This is a genomic window from Novosphingobium mathurense (assembly GCF_900168325.1).
GTDB lineage: Bacteria > Pseudomonadota > Alphaproteobacteria > Sphingomonadales > Sphingomonadaceae > Novosphingobium > Novosphingobium mathurense.
The window spans coordinates 238,839-265,375 of the sequence record NZ_FVZE01000004.1; the positions used below are offsets into that span (position 1 = coordinate 238,839).

The window sequence follows — 26,537 nt, forward strand, 5'->3', positions numbered from 1 at the left end:
TTGTGGTATGAATGTCTTCTCGCCGGGACAAGGCGCAAGGCATGCTGTGGCCCCGTTTGCAAGGGGCCGAAAGTGGCAAGAAATGGGACAGGCAATCGCAATGGTGAATGGAGTGGGCAGAACGCTCGCCTGCATCGTGTTGCTTGCCGTTCTCATACTCCTCCCGAGCGCCACAGGCTTCGCGCAGGACCGCAAGCCTACGGTCGTGGCCATGGCCGTAGAAGGCGCGATCGGGCCTGCGACTGCGGCGTACCTCGATAACGGTTTCGAGCAGGCCCGAAAACAGGGCGCTGAACTGGTGTTGATCGAGATGGACACCCCCGGCGGGCTCGACACCTCGATGCGGCAGATCATCCGCGATATCCTGGCGATGCCGATGCCGGTCGTCGTCTATGTCCACCCCAGCGGCGCGCGAGCAGCCAGTGCTGGCACTTACATCGCTTATGCCGCTCACATAGCGGCGATGACCCCGGGCACGAACCTGGGCGCGGCTACGCCAATCCAGTTGGGAGGCATGGGCGGACCGGGGGAAGAAAAGCAGGATGCCAAGGACAAACCGCAGCCCGCAAACGCCGGCGAGCGCAAGGCGGTCAACGATGCCGTCGCCTATATCCGCTCTCTTGCGGAGCTGCGCGGCCGCAACGTGGAATGGGCGGAACAAGCGGTTCGCGGTGCAGCCAGTCTGTCGGCCAAATCGGCACTGGAAAGGAACGTGATCGACCTGATCGCACCGGACCGAGCCTCGCTGCTGCGCCAGATCGACGGAAAGGTCGTGAAGATCGACGGCAAGGCGCGGACGATACGCACTGACGGGATCAGGGTCATCGCATTGAAGCCGGGCTTCGGTGATCGCGTGCTGGCAACGATCACCGACCCCAATATCGCCCTGATCCTGATGATGGTGGGCGTCTACGGACTGCTCTTCGAATTCCTCAATCCCGGCTCCATGGTTCCCGGTACGGTGGGAGCGATCTCGCTTCTCGTCGGCCTCTATGCATTGGCGGCGTTGCCGGTCGATCTGGCCGGAGGTGCCCTCATCCTGCTCGGCCTTGCGCTGATGGTGGGAGAAGCCTTCGCGCCGTCGTTCGGCATTCTCGGCATCGGGGGTCTTATCGCATTCGTGCTGGGCGCGGCGCTGCTTATCGACACCGATGTGCCGGCCTTTCAGGTGAGTGCATCGGTGATCGCCGCGCTGGCAGTTGCGGGCGTGCTGGTAATCGGGATGACGGCAAGGCTCGGTATCCGCGCGCAGCGTATGCGGGTCGAAACCGGAGAGCAGGGCATGATCGGCCTGCATGGCGAAGTGCTCGATTGGGAAGGGCGCTCCGGTCATGTCCTGGCCCATGGGGAACGATGGGTCGCCACCGGTCCCGAGAACCTCGAGTGCGGTGCGCTCGTCGTTGTCGAGGCAATCCGCGGCCTGCAATTGCAGGTTGCCAGACCGAGCTGAGAACGTCCTGGACGAGGAGGAGTATGCAAATGGAAATCGCCGGCGATCTGGGGTTCTACATCCCGCTCCTGTTCATTGCCCTCATCTTCCTGTGGTCCGCGATCAAGATCCTGCGCGAGTACGAGCGCGGTGTGGTGTTCACGCTCGGGCGCTTCACATCGGTGAAGGGACCGGGACTGATCATCCTCATCCCCTTCGTGCAGCAGATGGTCCGCACCGACTTGCGCACGGTCGTCCTCGACGTGCCGACGCAGGACGTCATCTCGCGCGACAACGTCTCGGTAAAGGTCAATGCAGTGGTCTATTTCCGCGTACTCGATCCCAAGAGCGCGATCATTCAGGTGGAGGACTTCATCCAGGCGACCAGTCAACTGGCCCAGACCACCTTGCGCTCGGTTCTCGGCAAGCACGACCTCGACGAAATGCTGGCCGAGCGCGACAAGCTCAACAGCGATATCCAGGAGATCCTCGACAAGCAGACCGACGCCTGGGGGATCAAGGTCGCCAACGTCGAGATCAAGCATGTCGACATCGACGAATCGATGATCCGCGCGATAGCCCGTCAGGCCGAAGCCGAACGCGAACGGCGCGCCAAGGTGATCAATGCGGAAGGCGAACAGCAGGCGGCAGCCAAGCTTCTTGAAGCCGCCAACATCCTGAGCGCGACGCCCGAAGCCATGCAGCTGCGCTACCTCTCGACGCTCAACGTGCTGGCAAACGAGCGCAACAGCACGACGATCGTCTTTCCCTTCCCGATGAACCTTGGCGATTGGCTCAAGGCGCTGAAAGACAAGTCGCCGTCGGACTGACATCGCAATTTCCCCGGTAAACGCAGCATTTACTTCTTGGGCTTACGATCGGCCCAGGCCCGGTCACGGGACCGTCGGTGTATCGCATGCAAGACCGGGGTTGATGATTCACTTCCACGCCAATGCAGCCATCAAGGACAGTGCAAAGGCCATCAACGATGACCGTCCAGACACGCTGAAGCTCTTCGAACAGGCGGCGGCGCTTGTCCCGATGGGGGCATGGTCATGCGACTTGCCCAGCGACGAACTTGCCTGGACCGGTGGGGTCTTCGATCTCTTCGGACTTTCCCCGAAAGATATCCTCGACCGCCGCATGGTACTCGGCATGTATGACGAGGAATCGCGCGAACTGCTGGAGCACAAACGTTCGAAGGCCGTCGAGGCTTGCTCCGACTTCACGCTCGATGCCCGCATCGTCCGACCCGATGGCATGGCACGCTGGATCAGGATTACCGCCGCCACGCGAGCCTGCAACGGGCGGGCCGAAGCGCTCTATGGCATGAAACAGGATATCACCGAGGATCATGCGCGCTGGGAACGCCTGCGCCTGCAGGCCGAGTGTGATCCGCTGACCGGCGTTGCCAATCGCGCGCGCTTCCAGCGCTTTCTCGAGCAGCCCGATACTTCGGCAATGTCCGAACGCGTTGGTGCGTTGCTGCTGTTCGACCTCGACGGCTTCAAGAAGATCAACGACTGGTGGGGCCACGCGGCAGGCGATGCCTGCCTTGCAGCCTTCGCCGAGCGCCTTCGCCGGGCCTTTCCTCAGGCGCACCTGATCTCGCGCATCGGCGGTGACGAATTCGCCGTCCTGCTGCCTCCGGCGGGTATGCGTTCGATCATCGAAGCCGAAGTTCACGCCGTGATCGGTAACTTGCTTTTGCCAGTGCCATGGGGCGGCGACCTGCTTCCGCTAGGTGTGTCTGTTGGCTTTGCCCATGTTCCGACAGAGCACCCGTTCGATCCGCAGGCCCTGTTCGTGTCCGCCGACAAGGCGCTCTACGCAGCCAAGCGTAACCCGTCGTTGGCGCTGGTCTGCGCGTGAGGCGCAGCGGACAGACGGACTGAAATCAGCTCAACCGCCAGACAAGGCAATCTCCCGCCTTTCTCGGGCACTCTCCTGCGCTGCTTCGAGAATTTCCATGACGGCGATTGCGTGCCGGGCGGGAACGGCAGGGCTTGCCTTGTTCAGCAGGCAATCGCGCACGTTTTCATAGAACGCCTGATAGCGGCCGCGGTGGTTCGGAACCGGGCGGGCGTATCCGTCGGCGTTTGTCAGCAGACCTAGTTCGGGATCGATACCCCAAACACTCTCATGCGGTGCGATACCGCTCTTGCTCTGCTCTTCCTGCACGTCGAGGCCGTGCTTGACGTAGCTTGCCTTGGTGCCATGCACGGCAAAGCGCAGGCGATGATCGGGCACGAGTTGCGAGATGTGCAGGATCGCGCGCGCCTTTGCATAGCGCAGTACGACATGGGCAAAGTCCGGGGCATGTCCATCGGGCTTCTGGACTGCGATGTCCGCCCAGATAGCCTCGGGCTTGCCCAAGAGGTGCAGGGCCTGATCGATCAGGTGCGGCCCGAGATCCTGCCAGACGCCACCCGATCGCTTGTCCTTCCAGCGCTGCCCCGCTTCAGGGCGCATGCGGTCGAAGTGGCTTTCGAAATGGACAATCTCGCCCAGTTCGCCTGCACCGACGAGCGATTGCAGGGTCAGAAAGTCGGCATCCCAGCGGCGATTGTGGAAGACGAAAACGTGCCGGTCGCAGCGCTCGGCGGTTTCGGTAACCTTGCGCGCGTCCGCGATGGTGACAGCGAAGGGCTTGTCGATCACCACGTGCTTGCCTGCTTCAAGCGCAGATAGCGCCTGTTGTGCATGCAAGTGGTCGGGGGTAGCCAGCACGACAAGTTCTATCGTGGGATCGGCAAGAACGGCTTCGAACTCTGCTTCAAACCGCATGTCAGGCCAGTCGCCATGCACTTTGGCCGGATCGCTCGATACCACTGCCGCCAGTTCCACCCCGTCCGTGACCTGAAGCAATGGGGCGTGAAAGACCTTGCCCGCCAGACCGTAGCCGATGAGAGCCGCTCGGATGCAATGCACGGTCTATATCCTTCTCTTTCGCGTTCCCTGTGGGTCGACGAAGTCGCTAAACGCGCAGAGCCCTTATTGAAAGGGAAGCGGATCAGTTAAGCGCAAGTTGGCCTTGCCGGCTGTCGCGCAAGGATCGGGATTCGCGCCGGTTCATCAGGCAGCGCGCCCGACCGGTCAGGGTATAGACGACGTGACGCTGTGCCCCGCGGTTGTGGTGGTCGACCCGGAAGCCCTGGTAATGGCGGCGGATCAGTCCCTCCTTCACCAGCTCGGACACCGCCCGGCTGAGGTTGGTCTTGCCCGAACTGCGCACGCGTTCGCGCACTTCTTCGTCGATCATCGCAAGGGCAGCTTCGGGTTCCCTGGGCAGCTTGTCGGACCGCGCCAGTTCGCCCCGGATTTTTTCGGTCAGGGCCTGACGCTTGGGATCGCGCGTTCCCATTGGAGTCAGGGCATCGCAGAGCCAGTCGCGCAGCAGGATCGATCGGCCGTTGAAGGAGACGAATGGCCCGGCGCTACCGTCCGGGCGGGCGATTTCGGCAATGAGCGACAGGACCATGAAAGCATAGCGCGGCCGTGAACTGGCATGGGCAACCTGGTCCAGCAGGGCTGCCATGTCACTGACCGAGGCACGCGGTGCGGATGGGGGCGGCGCAACAAACATAACGGGAAGAAATAGAGCACAAACACGGAATCATGAGAATCCCCTTTCTCACGAGGACAACATTTTGTCGCTAATGACACTTTACCCGCCGGTAAAGTGTCGCGGGTGGCATTTGGCGCAAAGATGGCTTGGCCGGCAGGAACAGATGCGCGAAGGAGCGGCTAGGGACGGGCCGTCATCGAAAAAGCCGGCGACCCACTGACGGGTGCCGGCTTTCGGGGTTTCTCTTGTCAGGGCCACAAGAGGGCGGACCTCCTCCTGTGCCTCAAACGTCAGGCAAGGTCGTAACGATCGGCGTTCATGACCTTGGTCCAGGCGGCGACGAAGGCATCTGTGAACTTCGCGGCGCCATCGGACGAGGCATAGACTTCGGACAAGGCGCGCAGCTGCGAATTCGATCCGAAGACGAGATCGGTCCGGGTCGCCTTCCACTTTTCAGTGCCGGTCTTGCGACAGGTGCCGACGAAAGTCTCGTCTCCGCCGTCGTCTGTCTGTTTCCAGGCCGTTCCCATGTCGAGCAGGTTGACGAAGAAGTCATTGGTCAGAGTGCCGGGCTTGTCGGTCAACACTCCATGCGGCCTGCCGCCATGATTGGCGCCCAGAACACGCAGGCCGCCAACCAGCGCCGTCATTTCCGGAGCGCTGAGGCCGAGAAGCTGGGCGCGGTCGATCAGCAGTTCCTCGGTCGGGACCGAGAAGCGGGTTTCGAGGTAATTGCGAAAGCCGTCGGCGCGCGGTTCGAGGACTGCGAAGCCCTCAACGTCCGTATCTTCCTGGCTGGCATCAGTGCGGCCGGGCACAAAGGGAACCTTGACCGTTGTGCCCGCTGCAGACGCGGCCTTCTCGATCGCGACGCAACCGCCCAGTACGATCAGGTCGGCCAGACTGACCTTCTTGCCGCCCGAAGCGGAGCCATCGAAATCGGCCTTGATGGCTTCGAGCTTGCCGAGCACATTGGCGAGCTGGTCGGGCTCGTTGACCGCCCAGTCCTTTTGCGGCGCGAGGCGGATACGCGCGCCGTTGGCGCCGCCGCGATGGTCAGAACCGCGCCAGGTCGAGGCCGAAGCCCACGCGGTCGACACCAGTTGGGCGATGGAGAGGCCGGAGCCGAGGATGTCGTCCTTGAGCGCGGCAATGTCGGCATCGTCCACGAGCGCGTGGTCGAGCGCCGGGATCGGGTCCTGCCAGATCAGGTCTTCGGCAGGGACTTCCGGCCCAAGGTAGCGTGCCTTGGGCCCCATGTCGCGGTGGCACAGCTTGAACCACGCGCGCGCGAAAGCTTCACCGAATTTCTCAGGATTGTCGCGGAAGTGCTCGGAAATCTTGCGATATTCAGGATCCATCTTCATCGCCATATCGGCAGTGGTCATCATCGTCGGCAGTCGCTTGTCCGGGCTGTGCGCGCCGGGTGCCATGTCTTCCGGTTTCTGGTCGATCGGTTGCCACTGGTGGGCGCCGGCCGGGCTCTTGACCAGTTCGTACTCGTAATCGAGCAGCATGTGGAAGTAGCCCATGTCCCATGTCGTGGGGCGGGGCGTCCAGGCGCCTTCCAGTCCGCTGGTGATCGTATCGTCGCCCATTCCGCTGGCATGCGTGCTGGTCCAGCCAAGGCCCTGTTGGGCAATGTCCGCGCCTTCCGGTTCCGCGCCGACCAGCGCGGCATCGCCCGCCCCGTGGCACTTGCCGAAAGTGTGCCCGCCGGCGGTGAGTGCGACGGTCTCCTCATCGTTCATACCCATGCGGGCGAACGTCTCGCGAATGTCACGGCCCGACTGGATTGGATCGGGATTGCCGCCGGGGCCTTCCGGATTGACGTAGATCAGGCCCATCTGGATCGCGGCGAGGGGATCTTCGAGGTCGAGCTTCCTGTCGGGATCGATGCGGGTCTGGCCCAGCCATTCTTCCTCGGTCCCCCAGTAAACGTCCTTTTCCGGTTCGAACACATCGGCGCGACCGCCGCCGAAACCGAAGACCGGCCCGCCCATCGATTCAATGGCAACATTGCCGGCCAGGATCATCAGGTCCGCCCAGCTGAGGCTGGCGCCGTACTTCTGCTTGATCGGCCAGAGCAGGCGACGCGCCTTGTCGAGATTGGCGTTGTCCGGCCAGGAATTGAGCGGGGCGAAGCGCTGCTGGCCCGAATTGGCACCGCCGCGCCCGTCACCGGTACGATAGGTGCCCGCGCTGTGCCAGGCCATGCGAATGAAGAAGGGGCCGTAGTGTCCATAATCGGCCGGCCACCAAGGCTGGCTGTCGGTCATGAGGGCATGAAGATCCCTCTTCACCGCATCGTAATCGAGAGCCTTGAAGGCTTTGGCATAGTCGAAATCGAGACCGAGCGGACTGGGTGACTTGCCGCTCTGGTGAAGGATGTCGAGCGATAGCTGGTTGGGCCACCAGTCCCGGTTCGTCCGGCCGACCAGCGAGCGAAGATCTCCATGCTTCACGGGGCATCCCCCGCTTACCGTCTCACCTGTCTTGGCGTCCATCTTGCTCTCCTGGTCCAGTTCTTGCGCCCCGCTCCAGCTGAGATCAGACCATGGCACCGTTACGATTGCAAGACGCTCCGATCGAAGCGGAGCCCCGGTCACGGACAAGCGTGCCAGCCCCGTTCCAGACATCACCAGTCTAGAAGTGGATGGACCCGTTGACGGAGAGCGTTGTCGGCTGTTGCGGCGTGAATTGGGGCATCGTGCGGTAGCGCAGGGCATTGCCGAACGCGAAGACGTCACCCTTGTCGGCAAACAGGTTCTGCACGCTCAGGCTCACCTGCCAGATGCCATCGGTGATCTGTACTTCGAATTCGCTTTCGATCAGGTCACCCATCTTGCGATCGAGATCAGGATCGAAGCTCATGCGGGCCGGGCCGACATAGCGCAAGTTCAACCTGGCCCGCGCATTGAGTAGCCCGAGAGTGAAGTCGTGCCGCAAACCGGCGCGCACGGTATATTCAGGAACGACCGGCAGGTGCCTGTCTTCCAGCTTATAGCCCAGGTTGTTGCGGTAGAGGCGCGCATCGGTGAAATTGCCTCCGGCTTCGACCTGCCAGCCCTCGGCCAGCGGCAGCTCGAGGCTGCCTTCGATGCCGAAAATGCGGGCGTTTCCGGCATTGGTGGTCTCAACCAGGCCGTTATCCTCCAGCACGTCGGATTGCAGGTCGTGCCAGTGGGAGAACCATGCGCCCAGATCGAGCTTGCCCCCGCCGGACAGTCGCTGGCGCCAGCCCAGTTCGACAGAGGCCAGTTCATCGCTGCCCAAGGTGTCGATGCTGCCGCTGGAGGTAATGTCCGAACCGCCCTGCCTGAAGGCAGAGCCATAACGCAGATAGATCAGGCTGGAAGAGTTGGGCTGCCAGGACAGCGCGAGACTGGGCGTTATCCCGGACTTGTCTCGCTCACGCGAGACGGGACCGGTCGGCAACATGCGCGTCTCGCGGATGGACGAGCGGAAAAGGCGCGCGCCGGCATCGATAGACACAGTGCCGGTTACGGGGATCGTCGCGTCGAAATAGGCGGCATTGTCGTGACTGGTCCTGCGATCATCGTCGAGGGTGGCCATGGTGCCCGCAGCGTTTTCCAGCGAGGTCGCCAGCTTCTGGCGCGCCACGAGGCGTGAGATGCCCGCAAGCCACGTCACACCGCCGAGATGACCGCGCAGCCGCAGCTCGGAATCCCAGATCCGGAAGTGACGCTGGTCGTGAAGGCTTTGCGGGTCATCGAGGCCGAAATCCTCCGCGCCCACCGTGGCATCGAGCGTATTGTCGACATCGTGCCAGGTCATTGCGCTGGCAACTGTCATGTCGATCGTACCGAGCGTTCCGTTCAGCCGTCCGGCGAAGTGTATGAGGTCGTTGTCGTGCGGCTCCGGCGACTGCGCATCGCGGGTATAGCTGCCCGAGGTGTAGACGTAGCGGGTATCGCTGGAGCGAAGCCACTGGCCGAAGCCGGTCAGGTCGAGGCGCCAGTCGGCGGTAGGGACGAAGGCGAGTCCGGCGCGTGTGCCGGAAACGCGCGTCCAGTTGGCATCGTTGCGGCTGCCGGTATCGATCCAGCCCGGTTCCTTGGCCGCATAGCCGACGAGCCGCAGGGCCGCCATCTCGTTGACCAGGGGCAGGTTGGCGACGGCGGAGCCCGAATAGCCAGTGTCGCCGTGCGTGACCAGCGAGGTTCCCGCGCTGACATCGAGACTGGTCCGGTCGAGTTCGGGGGCGCGGGACACCATGCGGTAGATGCCGCCGAGTGCGCCCGTCCCGTAGAGCGAGCCCTGCGGTCCCTTGAGAACTTCGACCCGGTCCATGTCGACAAGGCGGATATCCGGATCCGGCGCGGCATAAGTCAGGCGTGCCTCGTCGAGTACGACGGCTACGGTCGACTGGCTTTCTCCGCTGAAGGCGCTGTCGGCGACGCCGCGCAGGAACATGCGATTGCGGCCCGGTCCCAGCGAGGTCAGCGAAAGCCCCTCGATCTGCGAGGCTACCGTGGCGCTCGATCGCGCGGGATTGCCGTGCAGATCGTCTTGCAGCCCGACGACCGAGACGGCCGCGGGGAGCGAAAGCAGTTCGAGCGGCTGCTTGGTCGTCGTGACGACGATCGGTTCTGGAGGCGGTGAGGGGGCGGGCGGAGGCAAAGGATCCGGAGCCGGGGCCGTCGGGGCACGATCGATCCGCCAGGCGGTTTCGCTGACCTGGCGCGCCACGAAACCGCTTCCGGCCAGAAGCTGCGCCAGTGCTTCGCTGACCGAATAGTCCCCGCGCAGACGGCGGGTGCGAATCTTGGGAAGTGTCCCTTGCGTGCCGATCGACACCCGGGTCTCCCGGGCCAGTTCGGCAATCGCGGTAGGCAGGTCGCTGGCGCTTATGTCGATCCCGTGGCGCGCGGCTTCGCGTGCTTCAGCGGGCGGGCTCCAGGCGCCAGGCGCCAGCGTGGCCGCTGAGGCGCAAGCCCATGAGCTGCACCAGATCGCGAAGCGCCGCATCCCCATCGTCGACAATCAGGGTCCCCGAAAACCGCCGGTCGCGCAAGGACGCCGGCACTTCCACCGAGACACCGGCATAGCGATGCAGATCGGCGGCGACCAGCACAAGTCGCGCATTTTCGTAGGAAAGTCTGCCCTCCTGCCATGAACCGACATTCCCGGGCTTGATCGTTGCAATCGTCGCGGTGCCCTTGGCGCCATCGAAATCGAGTCCGCTGCCTGCGGCCAGCTTCACCGGAGAGTCGAGCGCCTGCGAACTGACCTGGACTTTGCCCTCGACCACGGCAACGCGCACCGTGTCCTTCTGCTCCTGAACGTCAAAACGCGTGCCGATGTCACTGATCGCAAGATCACCAGCGGTGATCGTGAGCCGGCGCGAGGGGTCGTGCCGGATGTCGAACAGGGCACCGCCGGAAAGGGCCATGCGATCGCGGTCGCGGCCTTCGATGGTAAGGTGGCTGCGTGGCGCAAGCAGGATCGTCGAGCCGTCTTCAAGTGCGATGCGCTGCGAGGAGGCGGCTGTCTCGTACAATTCCGGAGCGGGGCTCATGAACTGGGGAACCGCAAGAACTGCGGTCAGGGTTGCCGCAATGGCAAAACCTGCCCAGCGCAGTCGCTTTCCGAAGACGGGTCGAACGACGCGGTCGTTCGCGGCCTCGGCATAAGCGGCTTCCATCGGGGTTTCGGGCGCAGACGTCTCGGGTTCCGCCAGTTCCTCACGATGCTCGCCGAGCATGATGTCCGTCAGGGCGATCTCGTCGAAAGCCTCGCGGTGCCTGGGGTCCGCTTCCAGCCAAAGGGTGAACGCATCCCAGTCCATGGCATCGTCGTTGCTGGCGAGGTGCCAGCCAACGGCTTCGGCCAGGATCGGATCATCTTCGCGCTTCATTGGCCCTGTTCCATATGCGGTCGGTCCCCGCTGTCAGCCCCTCGATCAGTAGACGTCGCCGTATCGAAACATCCGCAGTCGGCAAGCGCGGTACGCAGGCGTTTCATGGCGAGTGCAAGGTGCTTTTCCACCCCGCTGCGGCTAATTCCCATAACTTCGGCGATTTCTCCCTGCCCCATTCCCTCGAAGCGGTAGAGCCGCAAGGCCCGGCCGGCACCTTCGGGGAGGGCGTCGATGGCTTCGCGCAGGATCTGCGCTTCCTGCTTGCGGACCAGCGCGTCGTCGGCCGGTTCGCCCGGGTCCGTCCTGTCCTCGGGCGGCATGACGACACCGCCGCTTTCCGCCTCAAGCCAGTTGCGCTCGCGCCGCATGGCGCGTTGGCGTCCGCGCAATCGATCGAGAACGAGGTTGTTGGCCATCCGGAACAGGTAGGCGCGTGGATTGGCAACGGGCCCCGCGGGCTGCGCGCTGACCTTGATCCAGAGGTCCTGCAAGAGATCCTGCGCGTCGTCCGCCGAACCGCAACGGGCAACGAGAAATTGCAGCAAGGGACCGCGTTCGTCTTCGAGTACGCGGGCGAGCCCTGAGGCACGCGGTTGCTGCGGCATCGGCTCCATGTCGATCTCCGCCAAGAACTTCATGATCGCCAGGCCCTTGCGAGCAAACCGGTGACCGATCGGGTGATCGCCACTTCATGCACTTCGATCCGGGCTTGTGCAAACCCTGCATCTGCAAGCGCTGCACAAAGCGTCTCCTTATCGAACAAACGATGAAATCCCTCGCGGGCAAAGGACCAGTTTTCCATGCTTTGACGGTCGGTGACGTAAGCCACCAGTCGCCCCCCGGTCTTCAGGAGACCACGCATCCGGCGCAGCATGGCGTGGTCTTTGCTTTCGAAATACAGCACGTTGAGTGCAAGCACCGCATCGAAGGCCGCGTCCGGCAGTGAAATGTCCTCCAGTTTTGCCTCGAGGTAGGAAGCGCGCGGGCCGAGGCGCTGCCGAGCGGCTTCCAGCATGGTCGCGGAAGCGTCGGCCCCGGTGACCCGACAATCGGCGCGGGCGAGCAGTTCGGCCATCGCCGCGCCCGTACCGCACCCGGCATCGATCACCGCTTCGCCCGGACAAGGCGCCAGGAGATCGACCGCAAGCCGGGTGGGCTTGCGGTTGACGACATCTATGGCATTGCCCAGCAGGCGGCCGGGCAGGCCTTTTGGGTGGGCAAGCTGGCGGGCAAGCCGGTGAGCCAGCATCATGGGTACGCGCTTCCGGTCAATCAGCCTGCCTTGGCCAGCAGGGCCCGAACTTCGCGCCGACGGCCCGCGTCCCAGACCGGGCGGGCAGGATCGTGCGGTGCCAGAAGGGCCTTTTGCAGAAAGGTCTTTGCACCAGCCCTGTCGCCCTGATCCAGCAGGTAATCGCCGTAGAAGTAGTTGGAATCCAGGCCGTTCGGATCGACCGCCAGCGCCTGCTTGAGCAGCTTCTGCGCCTTCTCGTCGTCTCCCCAGCCCAGAGGCGAGCCCGGGACCTTGTAGTAAAGTACGCCGAGGCTCAATGCCGCGCCGCCGTCGGCCGCCCGCGGATCGAGCGAATAAGCCTTGGCGATCAGGTCGCGGGCCCGCGTCGCCAGGCTCATCTTGTGGAAGATGTTGGCGCGGTTGGCCTGTTCGCTGGTGATGATGCCCTGCCATAGCAGCGGCTCGGCCTTGCCCGGATAGCGCGCTACGATGGTCGCGGCCTGCTTGGCCAATTGGTCCAGCGCCTTGGTCTGCGTGCTGGAACCCTTCACTTCGTAGGCAATGTGAGCCCAGCCGTCGTTTACCGACTTAACGTCGCTCGCCATGTCTGCGAAAGCGGCGGAGGGCAGGGCACAGGCCAGCAGCGGGGCGGCCAGCAATGTCATCACACTGCGTTTGATCATCGAATTGAACTCCTCTTTTTGTTTATTGGCGGACCGCTCAGCAGAACTCGGCCCGGGCCTTGCGGATCTGTCCGGCAAGACCGTTGTCGATCAGCCGGGGGGAAATGGCATTGAGAGCGGCGTAGATGCGCTCCAGCGCGCCGATCGAGACGGTCTCACGCTTCTCGACGATGGCCGAGACGATGCGCCGGGCCACCCAGTCGGGCGCATCGGCCTTCATCCCCGTAACTTCGAGGAAACGATTGACCTCGCCGTTGTTGAAGGCGGTGCGCGCGGCCCGCGGGTTGATGTGTGTGACGGTAACGCCGCTGCCCATCAGTTCGCGCCGCAAGCCCTGGCTGAGGGCTGCCAGACCCGACTTGCTGCTCGAATAGGCGGCGAACCAGGGATAGGGGATCGCGCCGAGGACCGAGCCGATATTGACGATCTGCCCGCTCCTTCGCGCCTGCATCGGCGCGGCCACTGTGCGGGCGAGCACGGCCGGGACCAGCAGGTTGATGCGATAGCACAGCGAAAGTGCCTCGATCGGTTGGCTCTGGTGCAGGCCGAAGCGCATGACCCCGGCGATGTTGACGAGGATATCGGGACAATCGCCGGCAAGCCGCTCGGCCAGCCGGGCAAGGGCGGTTTCGTCCGAAAGGTCGGTGACGATGCTGGCGTCGCAAGCCGCGCTTTCGATGCGGTCGATCCCAGTGACATAGGCTCCGGCCTCGCGAAGAAGCGTGGCCACGGGGGTGCCGATGCCCCCTGCAGCGCCGGTGACCGCAATGCGTTTGCCTTCAAGCGGCGACATGCTGATCCTCCATGGCAATCGATGCGAACATGGCGCCGAACAGGGCGAACATTTCGCGTGCCATCCCGGTGATGGCTTCGCGGTCCTCCTGCGCGTCAAGCCCGTTTACCAGCGCGGCGAAGAAGGCCATGTGATCCTGGTCCAGCGCGCCGTGCGACGTGAGGTAAGTGAAGGCTTCCGGTGGCAGTCCAAGGTTGGCGGCAACCGCGCTCGCCCCGCGCTGGGCAAGAGCAACACTGACGCTTTCCAGCACATAGACCATGCCGAAGAAGCAGGCGGCATTGCCATTGCCGATCCGGGCATAGGCATGGTCGACCATGGCCTGCGTCGCCGGATTGGGCCTGCAGGTGCGCGCCCTGTCGGCATCCCCGCCGGCCGCGGCGATGTCTGCCAGGATCCATTCCTCGTGGCCGGTCTCTTCTTCGATATATTCGTCGAGCGCGGAAACGAGTTCTGGCCGCTCCAGCAACCGCGCCCGCGCCGCCTGCATCAGCGGCACTGTGTGGCGCACATGATGATAGGCCTGGGTGAGGTAATCGAGGTAGGTACGCTGCGATATGGTTCCGGCAAGTCCGGCCCGAACCTGCGGGATCGTCAGGAAGCGCAGGCGATGGCGCCAGGTGGCCGCTTCCAGCTCATCGAAGAACGCCGGCTCGCCATCAAGCCATGTCCGCGCGATGGCCTTGCGGCGCAGGCGTCCGTTGCCGGTAAGCATGCCGTTGGCTGGCGTGAACGGTGCCACTTCGCGCCAGGCGTTCACGCGGGCGTAAGCGGGCAAAGTCCGGTTTGCCGCAGCAATGGCCTTGAAGAGATCCGCGTCGGCCGATGCCGGGACCAGCAGCGCGTCGGGTGCCGGGGCGCCGTCGCCATGAACAAGGGCCTGGGCGATTTCGGGCTGTGCCAGAAGCGCAGCCTCGACCCATTCCGGCGAGATGTTGCGGCCATAGCTGGTAACGATCATGGCCGTCTTGCGCCCATCTACCCAGAGACGGCCATGATCGTCGATGCGGCCGATGTCGCCGGTGGCCAGAGGTCCCGGCGCGCGAGGCTCGCCAACGGTGCCAAGGTACATTTCACCGTCGAGCAGGATTTCGCCATCGGGGGCGATTGTCGCACGGACATGGCCGAGCGGCCGTCCGACCGAACCTTCCACGTCCTCCTCTGCCCCTTCCAGCGATACGACCGAACCGCATTCGGTCAGGCCGTAACCCTGCCGGACAGGCAAGCCGAGGGCGCGAGCCCGCTTTAGCAGTTCGACCGGAACCTGTGCGCCGCCGACCGCAACCAGCGTGAGGTCCGGAAGGCATTGGCCGGTGCGTTCGAGAAGCGCGACCAGGCCTGCAAGGTATTCCGGGACGAGGATCAGCGAAGTGATCCGCCATTCCGCAAGGCGCGAGACCATCGTCCCGAAATCGGGACGGAAGGGATCACCGAGCCCTGCTTCGCGTTGCGGCGGGCAGACATAGGTGCCTCCGGCCAACATGGTGGCGAAGAAACCGGCGACCGCCTCCAGCAGGATGCCGGGAGGCAGCAGGGCACAGTGCCGACCGGCATGACCGGTGCCCAAAGCTTCGACGACCGATGCGGCGACAGCGAGCATGTGCCGGGCCGACAGGCACACGCCCTTTGGCGTACCGGTCGATCCGGAGGTGAAAGTAACCCGCGCCGTCAGACGGGGCAGTAATGACGGCGCGGGGTGCGGTGTGGTGGGACAATCGTCCCCCGCACCGCAGGCGGAAACGGCATGACGGACCTGTTCGTCCGTGAAAAAGGAAGGCAGCGACAGCACCGGAATTCCCGCTTCGAGGAGCGCCAGTTCGAGAACGGACGCTTCGACGCCATGATCGAGGCGCAGGACATGCGGCTTGCCTGACTGCGCACCCTCGCAAAGATCTGCGGCGACCTGCGTGACGCGCTCGGCCAGGTCCCTCCACGTCACGCGATCCGACACGATCGGTTCCAGTGCGATGCCGTGCGGATTGACCTCGGCATGGGCGCGGATTGTTTCCAGCAATCCGGTCACGCGGCAATTCTCCGGCGACGGGCAAGGAAGGTCGAAATCGCGCGCTGGCCCTGCGTTATAAGGCCAGCGCAGACCATCGGGTCATTGGCGTAGTAATTGCCCCAGGCCGCCGGATCGTCGGCGCATTCAGGATCGGCCTTGGCAAGGACATGCAGCGTCACGCCCAATCGCTCGAACATGTGGCGCAGCGGGGCCGTCAGGGTTGCCACGGCGACTTCGCAATCTGCACCGAGGTCGTTTGCCGCCATGCCCCAGAGGGTGACCATGGCAAAGGCATCGTCGGCCGCCAGATTGCCGATCTCGATTACGGCGGCCCTTTCGATGTACAAACCGAGCGCATCGGTCAGGCATTGCTCCACCGGACGGTCGAGATAGCGCTCGAGGTACAGCGTCTCTTCGCCGGCCCGGCGATAGCCAAGCGCGGCGTGAGCCGTGTTCTGGTGCGAGACATGCAGGATCGCTGCATATCCGGCCTGCACGCTTGCCCCATGCGCTTCCAGGTAGCGCCTGCGGACCAGATCGATCGACGATGTCTCTGACATCCTTGTCTCCTCGGTGTTCGAGGAAATGACGGCACGCCTCTCGGGCTTCCGCAGTCAGGGCTCTCGTCGTGCGACAAGATTCCCGTGGCGCACGATGAAATGATCGAAGCGCACGCCGTGACGCAACCGGCATGACTTCTTTGAAGCGCCACTTGCATAAGTTCCATCCCGCTGAACTGCGCATCTGCGACTACGGTAGTTCATTCAAACTGCGGGTACGTGAGGGTGAACCGGCCCTTGCCTCTTCAACAGGTGACAAGTGGGCATTCGTCCACCATGTTTGCATCACAGGACAGTGCCTTGCACGTTCGGCGCAGTGCCTCGCGCCGCGTAGGGCAGATGGGCAATTTGACACACGAGGGCGGCATGAAACTTCAAATCAACGGCAAGGAAATGGACGTCGAGGCCGAAGGCGACACCCCGCTCCTGTGGGTATTGCGTGACGACCTTGGCATGACCGGCACGAAATATGGTTGCGGTCTTGCGCAGTGCGGGGCCTGTTCGGTCCTCGTCGACGGGGTCGTCACCCGTTCGTGCGTGACCCCTCTCGATGCCGTGGCGTCGAGCGCCATCACCACGATCGAGGCAATCGAGGAAACCGATCTCGGCAAGCGGGTCGTCGATGCCTGGGTGCGCCACCAGGTGCCCCAGTGCGGCTACTGCCAGTCCGGACAGGTCATGGCGGCGACTTCGCTCCTCAAGGAAACTGCGGCTCCCACGGACGATGAAATCCGCGCGGCCATGATCAACCTGTGCCGCTGCGGTACCTACAATGCGATCAAGGCAGCGATGAAGGACCTGGCCGGCACTTCGGAGACTGCGGACAACGGCCAAGGTCTTCACCTCGGGTCCGCGGGAATGGTTGCAGGTGGCGTCGCCGTGGCAGCGGCGGCCGTAGCCGGAACGGCCGCGGTTCGATCCAAGGGGCGAAATGAAGATACCGGCAGCGAAGGGGACGCGTGATGGACATGATCGTTGATGCACCCCGGGGCGGGAACGATGGCCTGCAGCAATTTTTCGTTGGCGAGCCTTCCAACATCTCGCGCCGGCGGTTCCTGCTGACCTCGGCCGGAGTCAGTGCAGGGGCCCTGGTTCTGGGTTTCGGTATCCCGATGGGCAAGGCGCGGGCGCAGGAAGGCAAGTCCGGGATCCCTGACGCCGCGGCCCATCCGAAGGTGCCTGCCTTCCTCGAAATCCGACCCGACAACACCGTGCGCCTGCAGAGCCCGTTCATCGAGGGTGGGCAGGGCGTGTTCACGGCCATGGCCCAAATCGTCGCCGAAGAACTCGACATGGACCCGTCAGCCTTCACTGTGGAGAGCGCGCCGGCAGGCAGCGAATACCTGATCGTGCCGGGAGCGGGACGACTAACCGGTGGCAGCATGTCGGTGCGCACCAGCTACATGACGATGCGCAAGATCGGCGCATCGGCGCGGCTGATGCTGATGCAGGCGGCCTCGGGCAAGTTAGGCGTACCCTTCAGTTCGCTCACGACGCAGCCGGGCCGTGTGCTCCATGAAGCTTCCGGCCGTTCGCTGACTTACGGCGAAGTGGCTTCCGGCGCGCTCGACATGCCGGTTCCGCCGCAGGACGGCCTCAAGCTGCGCGATCCCAAGACGTTCCGCTGGATCGGCAAGCCGGTGGCGCGCATCGACATGCACGAAAAGGCGACCGGCAAGGCGCAGTTCACTATCGACGTGGTGGTCGAGGACATGGTCCATGCCGCCATCCAGCATGCTCCGCGTCTCGGTCTGGAAGTCGGTTCGATCCGCAATGAGGACCAGGTCAAGGCGATGCGCGGCGTGGAATCGATCCATCGTCTCGACGGCGCCGTCGCAGTCGTCGCCAAGCGCTGGTGGCATGCGCGCCAGGCGGTCGAGGCCCTGCAGGTCGACTGGGCTGAACCCGGCGACAAGTCCGGCATCCGCTACATGCCGGGCGACTTCGACAGCGAGGCTTTCTCGCAGCAACTGGGCGCCAATGCCGACGCGGGCAACGAGGCGGAATCCCGGGGCGATTTTGCCAAGGGCTACAGCGACGCGGCAACCAAGGTGGAAGCCACTTACTACAGCCAGTACCTCCACCATGCACAGCTCGAGCCGCCTTCCAGCCTTGCTCGGTTCAACGCCGATGGCACGCTGGACTTGTGGGTGCCCAACCAGGCGCCCGAGATGTTCCAGGCCGATGCTGCCAAGATCGCCGGGATGGCGCCGGCCAAGGTCAAGATCCACTCGCAGATGCTGGGCGGCTTCTTCGGCAGACACTTCCTCTACGGACCGGGCTGCTGCTATCCGCAGGCGATCAAGCTGGCCAAGGCCGTGGGCAAGCCGGTCAAGGTGATCTGGAGCCGCGAGGAGGAATTCCTGCGCGATCCCCTGCGGCCCATGGCGGCGGTGCGTTTCCGCGGCGGCCTCGACAGCAACGGCATGCCCATCGCGATCGAGGCGATCAGCGCCTGCGAGGGGCCGGGTGAAGGCATCGCCAACAAGCGTGCCGAGGGCGTGGATGGGATGGCCGTCGAGGGTCTGACCGGCAAGTCCTATGCCATTCCCAATTCCCGCATTGCACAGGCCTACGTCAAGAACCCGGTCACGCTTGCCTACTGGCGGTCGGTCGGCAACTCGATGAACGATTTCTTCTACGAGACCTTTCTTGACGAACTGGCCGACAAGGGCGGTATCGATCCGTTCGAGATGCGCTTGCGCCTGCTCAGGGACAACAAGCGCCTGACCACGTTGCTGAAAGCCGTCGGCGATCTGGCGGGAGGCTGGAAGCGCGGTCCGTTCAGTGCGGCGGACGGCACCCGGCGCGCGCGCGGCGTGGCGATGGCCTCACCCTTCGGATCGCACACTGCGGCCATTGCCGAAGTATCGATCAAGGATGGGCAGGTCGTCGTCCATGAACTGTGGGAAGCGATCGATCCGGGCAGCATCGTCAATCCGGCGATCGTCGAGGCGCAGGTGAACTCCGCCATCGCGCTGGGGCTTTCGCAGGTTTTGCTGGAGGAAGCGGTCTACAAGGACGGCCAACCGGTCGCGCGTAACTACGATCTCTATCCGATCCTGCCGCCCGATCGCATGCCGCGCGTTCACGTCAAGATCGTCGAGAGCGGCGCGGAAATGGGCGGCATCGGTGAGCCGCCCTTGCCGGCCGTGCCGCCGGCAGTGGCCAATGCGGTCTCGGCGTTGACCGGAAAGCGGGTGCGCAGCATGCCGCTTTCGCGGATCAAGTTCGACACCTGACGCAAACCCGAAAGCTCCTGTTCTCCTGTCCGCGACCCGCACCGGTTGCGGACAGGCCCCCCAGTGAACGGAACGAAACCTTGAAGAAGATTCTCTCGATCCTGCTGGCCCTCGTGGTGATCGTCGGTCTGGCTATCGCATGGTTCGTCAATCGCACGCCCGCATCGCCTTTCGATGGAGTGGCAGGGGGCAAGCCGAGTGCCGATCTGGTCAAACGCGGCGAATACGTGGCGCGGGCGGCGGACTGTGTCGCCTGTCATGGCCTGCCGGGCAAGCCTGCCTTTACCGGCGGGCTGGAGATGGCGACGCCGATGGGCTCGATCTTCGCCACGAACATTACGCCCGACAGGGAAACCGGTATTGGCGCCTATTCCCTGGCCGATTTCGATCGGGCTATCCGTCAGGGCATCGCGCCGGGCGGGCAGTGGCTCTATCCGGCCATGCCCTATCCTTCCTATGCCAAGTTGAGCGACGATGACGTGAAGGCCCTCTATGCCTTTTTCATGACTGCGGTGCCGGCAACCAGGCAGGAAAACCACGAAAGCGAAATCCCCTGGCCTCTCAACATGCGTTGGCCGCTCGCACTGTGGAAGGCCGTCTTCACTGACGGAGGAACCTACGAGACCAAGGCTGACCGCGATGCGCAGTGGAACCGGGGCGCCTATCTGGTGCAGGCCGCGGGTCATTGCGGCGCCTGTCATACGCCGCGCGGACTTGCCATGAACGAAAAGGCGCTGGACGAGGATAGCGACCTGTTCCTCGCCGGAGCGGTGCTCGATGGCTGGTATGCTCCCAGCCTGCGGGGAGACAGCAACATCGGCCTGGGCCGTTGGAGCGAGGATGAGATCTGGCAGTTCCTCAAGACCGGTCGCAATCGCCACGCTGTCGTCTATGGTTCGATGACTGAGGCATTCAACAATTCGCTGCAGTTCATGCGCGACGAAGACCTTCGCGCCATGGCTCATTATCTCAAGTCCTTACCCGGCAATCCTCGCAAGGAGGGTGAACCCTGGCAGTACGACGCCTCGTCCAATCAGGCACTGGCGCTTGCCAATCGCATGGACCACCCAGGCGCCCAGACCTACATGGCCAAGTGCAGCTTCTGCCATGGCGCCGATGGACGCGGACAGGGCCAGTGGATACCGCCGCTGGCAGGCTCGGCATCGGCCATGACGAGCGAGGGTGCGCCTTCGGCGATCAACATCACGCTCAACGGATCGCAGCGTGTGGTGGCCCAGGGCGTTCCCGATGCCTACCGCATGCCGCCCTACCGCAACCAGCTGTCGGACGGCGAGATCGCCGATGCCCTCAGCTTCGTGCGCACGGCCTGGGGCAATCGCGGTGGTTCGGTATCGCCCGGCGATGTCGCCGACTTGCGCAAGCGAACCGATCCCGCCAGCAGCCAGGTCATCATCCTGCAGATGCGCTGAGGGTCTGGAGCCGGAAATGAGAAGGGGGCGTCGATGCGCCCCCTTCGTTTTTCAGGATCGATGGATCAGGCAGCTTACCAGGCCACCTTCATGCTGCCGCGCAGGGCCAGGTTGACATGGTCGTGACGATCTTCGGCTGACAGTTCGCCGCCCAGAACGAAACCGGCCGATCCGCCGAAGGCGCGCAGGCGGGCGAACCAGCCTCCGGTGGCCTTCTCTCCATCGAGGGAGAACGGGGTGCCGTCCTTGAAGTGGGCCGTCGTCGTGCCAAGGCCGCCGCTAAGGATCTCGCGCCAGCCGCCTTCGGTCTCGATGCGGAACCAGTTCTCGTCGCGCGCGCCCATGCCCATGAGGTCGGCACCGAGCGTGACGCCGCCGTTAAGGCCAAGCTCGTCGCTCTTGCGCGAATTGACCGTCAGGTCGAGTGCCTTGCCTCCACCGGTCTCGGTGTAGCCGCTTTCCTTGAGGCGGACGTAGTCGACAGTGACCGCCGGACGAAAGTAGAGGTAACGGCTGCCGCCTTCAGCGGACGCGCCTGCCGAAAATGTGACGAAGTTGCCGTTCCAGTTGCCCTCGATCTTGCGCTTGACGTCCTCCTGTCCGGCCACGCCGACGAAGTTGCGGGTGCTGTCGAAGTCGGCATGGCCGTATGATGCGCGGGTGAAGCTGCTGATCGCGCCCCAGTTGCCGCGCCAGTGCGCCGCCAGTTCATAGGAACCGGACTTGACCTCGCTTGCCGCGCCATTGGTGTGACGGTTCCACAGGTAGGCGGCAGTCGCACCGAAGCGGCCGATGCCGGTTTCGTACTCGCCGGTGAGCGACCAGGCATAACCGTTGAGATCGTAGGCCGCACTGGCTGCGGTGTTCTTGTCGCTTCCCCAGAAAGCCAGGTTGACGCTGATGCTGATCGGGCCGCTGGCAACCAGCGGGCCCTGCGGGTCCATCAACTGCCGGCCAATGGTCCGTGCGCCCAGGCTGATGCCTTCGAAGGAACCGCCTGCATGGTCGGGCAGCATCATGCCGACCGTCTGTCGGAACAGGTCGCCATCGGTAATGCCAAGGAAGACATCGCCGACTTTCTGATCCTGCCCAAGCGCCGCGAAGACGGCGTCGTATGCCGATGCCTGCGAACGGTTCAGGCCAAGCTCCTGCTTGGAGCGCCGGGCGACGTTGACGACGATGGTGTTCGCAGCCGCATCCTCGTCGAGCGAAGCCTTGAACATGAAGGGGACAAGGTCAGTGGCGGTTGCAAGTCCGTCGAGGCCCTCGATCGCCCCGGCAGTGAGCACCTGATAGCTGCCTTCGGCGGTCGACACGTCGGCAAGACGGATGGAGAGCTTTGCGCCTTTTTCGAACGAGGCCGTGCCGGCAACGGTATAGGCGCTTCCCAAGCCGGCTTCCTTGTTGAGCGTGACGGCCAGCACGCCGTCCTTGCCGACATCGAGCGAGGCGATCTGCGAGGGCGTGCGCACATCGAGCATGCCGCCCTGGACGCTGACTGCAAGGTTTGCCGCATTCGCGAGGCTGCCGGAGAAGCGGGAGGTGCCGGCTAGCGTGAGGATGTCGGCGCCTCCGTCGAAATCGACGGTGCCGGCGAACGAGGAGCTTCCGGCCAGGTTCATCGTGTCACTGCCGCCACCGAAGGCGACTTTCCCCGTCTGCGCGGCATCGCCGGAAAGCGCCAGGGTGTTGCTGCCGGTGCCGAACGAAACGTTTCCGGTCAGCGAACCGTCCGCCAGTTCAAGGCGATCGTCGCCGCTCCCCAGCCTGACGTCACCCACGATCGAGGGGGCGTCATAGCCCGATGCAACTTGCGTCTGCTTCACCGTCACGCCGCCGGTTGCAGCGGACAGGTCGATGGCGATGTTACGGCCGGAATCGGCCTTGGCGCCGCTGGCAACGATGCTGCCGCTGTTCTCGATCAGTGCGACCGTGCCGCTCCTGTCGACGATGGCGCTGGCCGAACCGTTCTCGCCAGCCGCGGTTGCCTTGATCGCGCCGCTGTTACGGATGGTGGCAAGGTTGGCGCCCTGGGCAATGTGGATGGCGGTCGTCTGCGCGCCGGTGGCATTGCCGCCGCTTGCCGTTACACTGCCGGAGACGCGCAGTTCCGGAGTCGAAGTACCTGCTCCGATGCTCACGGCCGTGGCGTTTGCGCCATTGGAAACCGCCGCGACGCTGCCGGCAATGCCGATCCCGTTGGCGATCGTGACCGCACCGCCGCGCCCGCCGATGGCAAGGCCGGTGGCATCGATGCCGGAATAGAGGCCGCGGCCTTCGACAGTGCCGTCGATCTGCAGGCCGTACCGGCTGGCCGTGCCCGAAACCGGTCCGATGGCAATGTCATGGTCGGCGGCGCCGATGACCATGGCCGGTGCCTTGCCGTAGGAGACGACCTTGGCGGAGCCTTCCTTGGCATCCTCGATCCCGTCGCCGTCCTCGTCGGCATTGTTCGGGTCGGTATCCTTGGGCGCCACGGCAAGGACGATGCCGCCCGAGACATTGCCCTCGATGACCAGCGCTGACCCACCCTGGAGCAGGTCGTCCGCGTCGAGCTTGGACGTGTTCGAAGGCACGGTGGTATAACGGTAGCCCGTCGACGCGACGGTACCCTGGACGACCATCGCGCCATCGACGTCGCCACCGAAGTGCGCGCCGACAGAATCCTTGCCCTGGACCGATACGGAGCCGGCCAACCGCACATTGCCGCCGATGTCGCCCGCTTCGATGCCGATAGCGCGGTCGCCCAGCACCGTCGTTTGCCCATCGTGCACGAAATCCCCGGTCAGCGGCCCACCCAGCGCGATGCCAGCCGAATCGTTGCCTTCGACCACGATCTTGCCGCTGTTGACGATCTTGCCGGTATGGGCGCCCGTGGTGCGGATGCCGTAGCGGTTGGAGCCGAGTGCGAAGGGGCCGTCGAGGTCGCCGTCCTTGTCCCCATCGGTCGGTTCATATGGTTCGTCGATGGTGATCGTGCCGGAATTGACAATGTCGCCACTCGTTCCGGCCGATGCGGCAATGCCGACCGCGCCGTTCGCATTGCTGACGCTGATCGCGCCGGCATTGGTCACCTTGTGGTTGCTGTCCATCGTCACGGCGGTGCCGGCGGTCAGGACGACCGAGCCGTCCTTGGTGATGTTGATCGCATCGGCGGCGCCGTTCTTGATCGTCGAGGTGCGCAGCGGCGAGGTCTTCTTGGTGGTAACATCCTCGGCATGGGCGGCCGTGGTCTGGGCCGCCGCGGCAAGAGCAAGCAGTGCAGTAGAGGCAAGCAGGTAGCGCGACATCTCAATCCCTTCAGGTCGGTTACGACCCTTGAGACGGAGACCTCCGCGGCCAGCCTTGAAGAAAACTTTCTAGAAGCGCGTATCGACGCCTACACGCAGGGTTCGCGGTCGTAGCGGCGTGACCTGTTCACGCCCGATGCTGAAGGGCGTTCCCAGCGAAAAGCGATTGCCGCGCGAATTGGCGATGTTGGTCAGCCCAACCGTTACCCCGAGCCTGTCCGTCCCCAGCCGCAGGTTCGCGCCGCTGTCGAGATAATCGCCCTGCGGTGCGCCCAGTTCCGGACCGATCCCGAGGCGCGAGCGGCCGACGTAGCTTGCCCAGCCATTGCCGGTGAGCCGCAGGCCGTTCCCGACATTGCGCTCCCAGGTGACGCCCAAACGCCCGGCGACATGGGCGATGTTGGGCACCTGCATCGTTCGCGCGGCAAGGAACAGCGGGGGAGTGTCGACCTTGCTGCGGTTCCAGGTCACGCCGCCTTCGACACGCAGTCCCGGGGTCAGCGCGACGCCGCCCGATACGCTGGCCGACCAGACGCGGCCGTCGCCGATATTGGCCGTGCTGGGCAGGCCTGAGCCATCGATGAAGTCTGCCTGTATGTCCTGCCAGCGGGTGTAGGAGAGACTGAGCGCGAAGTCGAAGGGGCCTTTGCCTGCGTGGCCGTGGCGGGCGCCGATTTCGAAAGTCTCCGTCCGGTCATTGCGGAAGCGGCGGACGAACTCACTTTCGATGGCAAAGCCGCCCGGGCGGAAGCCCTCCTGGTATCGCATGTACAGCGCCGTTTCGGGCGCAACTTCGGCATGGAGCGCAAGGGAGGGCAGGAACGTCTCGAGCGAGCGGTTGGCCGTGACCTGCGCCAGCGCCATTGCCAGTTCGCGCGAGACGTCCTCTCCCGAACCGCCGAGGCGCGAGTAGGTGAAGCGCCCACCCGCCGTTGCCACCAGGCTTTCCATGAGCCGCAGGCTTGCCTCGCCGTAGAGCGTCGCTTCATCGATGGTGTTGCGCACGCCGGTGGTCGAACTGCGCAGGAGCCCGCTTTCGAAGCGGCGCTTCAGGACCGTGGTGTTATGGGTGAAGCTGGTGCCCAGAAGCCAGCTGAAACCGTGCTTTTCAGGCATCCAGACGCGCGTTTCGTTGGCGATCATGCGCGTCCGGTTGCGCTGCGCGAACAGCTGCGGCGCACCATCGGGCAGGCTGGCGTCGTAGCGCTCCATCAGGCGCTGGCGCACGAGGCCGGTGGTGGAGCGCAGGCGCAGGTCGCCGATGCGGCCGGAGACGACGAACTGGCCCATCGCATAGTCTGCGTCGGAACCTTCGGCGACGCGGGCGGAGCTGTTCAGCGGAGCGCCGTAGCGATCGGCATACTGGCTGTCCTGCGCCTCGGTGGTCTGGCCAAGCGCGATGAGATCGACCGACCATTCGGGCGAAAGCTCGACGCGCGCGCTGATCCGGCCGCCGAGTATGTCGGTGCGGTTGACGTTGCTGCGGCCCAGGACCGGCTTGTCGATGTAGCCGCCCTGCCGGACGGTATCGAGCGTTGCGCGCAAGGCGGCGCTTCCGCCGGAAAGGGGCAGATTGACCGTCGCACTGGCATCGCCGCCGATAGCCCCGCCCTGCGTCAAAGAGCCGCCCAAGGTACCGGAGAGCAAGGTCGCGCCCATGACCGGGGCATTGGGGACGATGCGGATGATACCGCCCAGCGATCCTGCGCCGTAAAGCGTGCCCTGCGGGCCTTCGAGGACTTCGACGCGCGCCATGTCGGACAGGCGCAGGTCGGGGTCGGGCGCATTGTAGGCGAGCCGCAGGTCGCCGAGGTACTGGCCGACCGTCGCCTGAGTCGGCCCGGTGAAGCTGGAATCGGCGATGCCGCGTATGAACAGTTTGTTGCGCCCGCTGCCAAGGTGTGTGGAAGTGACGGTCGCAAGGCGCTGCGTGATCTTTTCCGTACCGCCGATACCCCCGGCTTCAAGCGCCTCGCCGTCGAGGATCGCAACTTGTCCCGGCACCTGATCGATACGCAAGTCGCGCTTGGAGGCGATGACCACGATCGGTTCGGGCGGTGGAGCGCGCTCCGGCGCGGCGGCCGGGGGCGTCTTCCGCGCCGGGATCGCGGATCTCGCGATCGGCTTCGGCACCGCTTCGAGCCGCCATGCAGAAGGGGCGACTTCGACAGCACGGGCGCCTGCAGCGCGGGCCAACCGCCGTACCGCCTCGTCGGCCTGCATCCGCCCGCGCAAGGAGGGAATGGGCCTGCGGGCAATCTCCGGATTGGAAACCACGATGCTGGTCCCGGTCTGCCTGGCAAGATCGCTGACCGCATCGCCCACGCTGCCGGCGCGCGTCGACACCATGGCTTCACGCGCCAGCGCCGGGGCGGGCAGGGCCATTGCGGCCACCAGAAGCCAGATCGCAGCCTTCACG

Annotated in this window: 19 protein-coding genes; 6 read left to right on the plus strand and 13 right to left on the minus strand. The window is 64.3% G+C overall.

All coding sequences use genetic code 11. The features are described from left to right. Positions 1 to 100 precede the first annotated feature (100 nt). From B5483_RS14315 to B5483_RS14325, 3 genes are all read left to right on the plus strand, one after another. Positions 101 to 1,450, plus strand: coding sequence for an NfeD family protein (locus tag B5483_RS14315; RefSeq protein WP_245829248.1), 1,350 nt, complete (start codon positions 101 to 103; stop codon positions 1,448 to 1,450). 29 nt (positions 1,451 to 1,479) lie between these two features. Continuing rightward, entirely contained in the window at positions 1,480 to 2,259 is a 780-nt protein-coding gene (locus B5483_RS14320) for a slipin family protein (protein ID WP_079730869.1), read from the plus strand. A 103-nt stretch (positions 2,260 to 2,362) separates the two neighbouring features. Next, positions 2,363 to 3,301: a GGDEF domain-containing protein gene (locus B5483_RS14325; protein WP_079730871.1), complete on the plus strand. Its 939-nt coding sequence runs from the start codon at positions 2,363 to 2,365 to the stop codon at positions 3,299 to 3,301. A gap of 30 nt (positions 3,302 to 3,331) precedes the next feature. On the opposite strand, the gene B5483_RS14330 is transcribed toward B5483_RS14325, so the two are convergent. The 11 genes from B5483_RS14330 to B5483_RS14380 all read right to left on the minus strand — a co-directional run bounded on the left by B5483_RS14330 (position 3,332) and on the right by B5483_RS14380 (position 16,156). After that, entirely contained in the window at positions 3,332 to 4,360 is a 1,029-nt protein-coding gene (locus B5483_RS14330) for an oxidoreductase (protein ID WP_079730872.1), read from the minus strand. An 82-nt stretch (positions 4,361 to 4,442) separates the two neighbouring features. Then, the gene (locus B5483_RS14335; RefSeq protein WP_079730998.1) at positions 4,443 to 4,967 is read right to left on the minus strand and encodes a hypothetical protein; all 525 of its coding nucleotides are present in this window, start codon (positions 4,965 to 4,967) and stop codon (positions 4,443 to 4,445) included. 320 nt (positions 4,968 to 5,287) lie between these two features. After that, positions 5,288 to 7,504, minus strand: coding sequence for a catalase/peroxidase HPI (gene katG, locus B5483_RS14340; protein WP_079730999.1), 2,217 nt, complete (start codon positions 7,502 to 7,504; stop codon positions 5,288 to 5,290). A gap of 139 nt (positions 7,505 to 7,643) precedes the next feature. Next, on the minus strand, positions 7,644 to 9,995 hold the full coding sequence (locus B5483_RS14345) for a TonB-dependent receptor (RefSeq protein WP_245829271.1): 2,352 nt from the start codon (positions 9,993 to 9,995) through the stop codon (positions 7,644 to 7,646). After that, complete coding sequence (locus tag B5483_RS14350; protein ID WP_139384007.1) at positions 9,904 to 10,878, minus strand: FecR family protein; 975 nt, start codon at positions 10,876 to 10,878, stop codon at positions 9,904 to 9,906. Before B5483_RS14350 ends, B5483_RS14345 begins: the two co-directional genes overlap by 92 nt. Next, entirely contained in the window at positions 10,875 to 11,519 is a 645-nt protein-coding gene (locus B5483_RS14355; protein ID WP_054946378.1) for an RNA polymerase sigma factor, read from the minus strand. Before B5483_RS14355 ends, B5483_RS14350 begins: the two co-directional genes overlap by 4 nt. Next, positions 11,516 to 12,133, minus strand: coding sequence for a class I SAM-dependent methyltransferase (locus B5483_RS14360; RefSeq protein WP_079730874.1), 618 nt, complete (start codon positions 12,131 to 12,133; stop codon positions 11,516 to 11,518). Before B5483_RS14360 ends, B5483_RS14355 begins: the two co-directional genes overlap by 4 nt. 20 nt (positions 12,134 to 12,153) lie before the next feature. After that, complete coding sequence (locus B5483_RS14365; protein ID WP_079730875.1) at positions 12,154 to 12,798, minus strand: tetratricopeptide repeat protein; 645 nt, start codon at positions 12,796 to 12,798, stop codon at positions 12,154 to 12,156. Positions 12,799 to 12,835: 37 nt separating this feature from the next. After that, positions 12,836 to 13,591 (minus strand): SDR family NAD(P)-dependent oxidoreductase, encoded by a 756-nt coding sequence (locus B5483_RS14370; RefSeq protein WP_079730876.1) that lies wholly within the window; start codon positions 13,589 to 13,591, stop codon positions 12,836 to 12,838. Continuing rightward, positions 13,578 to 15,614, minus strand: a complete 2,037-nt coding sequence (locus B5483_RS14375; protein WP_079730877.1) for an AMP-binding protein — start codon at positions 15,612 to 15,614, stop codon at positions 13,578 to 13,580. The genes B5483_RS14370 and B5483_RS14375 overlap by 14 nt, the downstream gene beginning before the upstream one ends. Then, positions 15,611 to 16,156 (minus strand): thermostable hemolysin, encoded by a 546-nt coding sequence (locus B5483_RS14380; protein ID WP_079730878.1) that lies wholly within the window; start codon positions 16,154 to 16,156, stop codon positions 15,611 to 15,613. Before B5483_RS14380 ends, B5483_RS14375 begins: the two co-directional genes overlap by 4 nt. A 366-nt stretch (positions 16,157 to 16,522) precedes the next feature. Between B5483_RS14380 and B5483_RS14385 the strand changes: the two genes are divergently transcribed. From B5483_RS14385 to B5483_RS14395, 3 genes are all read left to right on the plus strand, one after another. Continuing rightward, entirely contained in the window at positions 16,523 to 17,119 is a 597-nt protein-coding gene (locus B5483_RS14385) for a (2Fe-2S)-binding protein (protein WP_079731002.1), read from the plus strand. Next, positions 17,119 to 19,398 carry a xanthine dehydrogenase family protein molybdopterin-binding subunit gene (locus B5483_RS14390; protein WP_079730879.1) on the plus strand — a complete coding sequence of 760 codons (2,280 nt, stop codon included), beginning with the start codon at positions 17,119 to 17,121 and terminating at the stop codon, positions 19,396 to 19,398. The genes B5483_RS14385 and B5483_RS14390 overlap by 1 nt, the downstream gene beginning before the upstream one ends. Before the next feature lie 80 nt (positions 19,399 to 19,478). Further along, positions 19,479 to 20,828 carry a c-type cytochrome gene (locus tag B5483_RS14395; RefSeq protein WP_079730880.1) on the plus strand — a complete coding sequence of 450 codons (1,350 nt, stop codon included), beginning with the start codon at positions 19,479 to 19,481 and terminating at the stop codon, positions 20,826 to 20,828. A 74-nt stretch (positions 20,829 to 20,902) separates the two neighbouring features. Here B5483_RS14395 and B5483_RS14400 read toward each other — a convergent pair whose 3' ends face one another. Continuing rightward, complete coding sequence (locus B5483_RS14400) at positions 20,903 to 24,118, minus strand: autotransporter outer membrane beta-barrel domain-containing protein (protein ID WP_079730881.1); 3,216 nt, start codon at positions 24,116 to 24,118, stop codon at positions 20,903 to 20,905. A gap of 69 nt (positions 24,119 to 24,187) precedes the next feature. Beyond that, positions 24,188 to 26,503, minus strand: coding sequence for a TonB-dependent receptor (locus B5483_RS14405; RefSeq protein WP_176168073.1), 2,316 nt, complete (start codon positions 26,501 to 26,503; stop codon positions 24,188 to 24,190). Positions 26,504 to 26,537 lie beyond the last annotated feature (34 nt).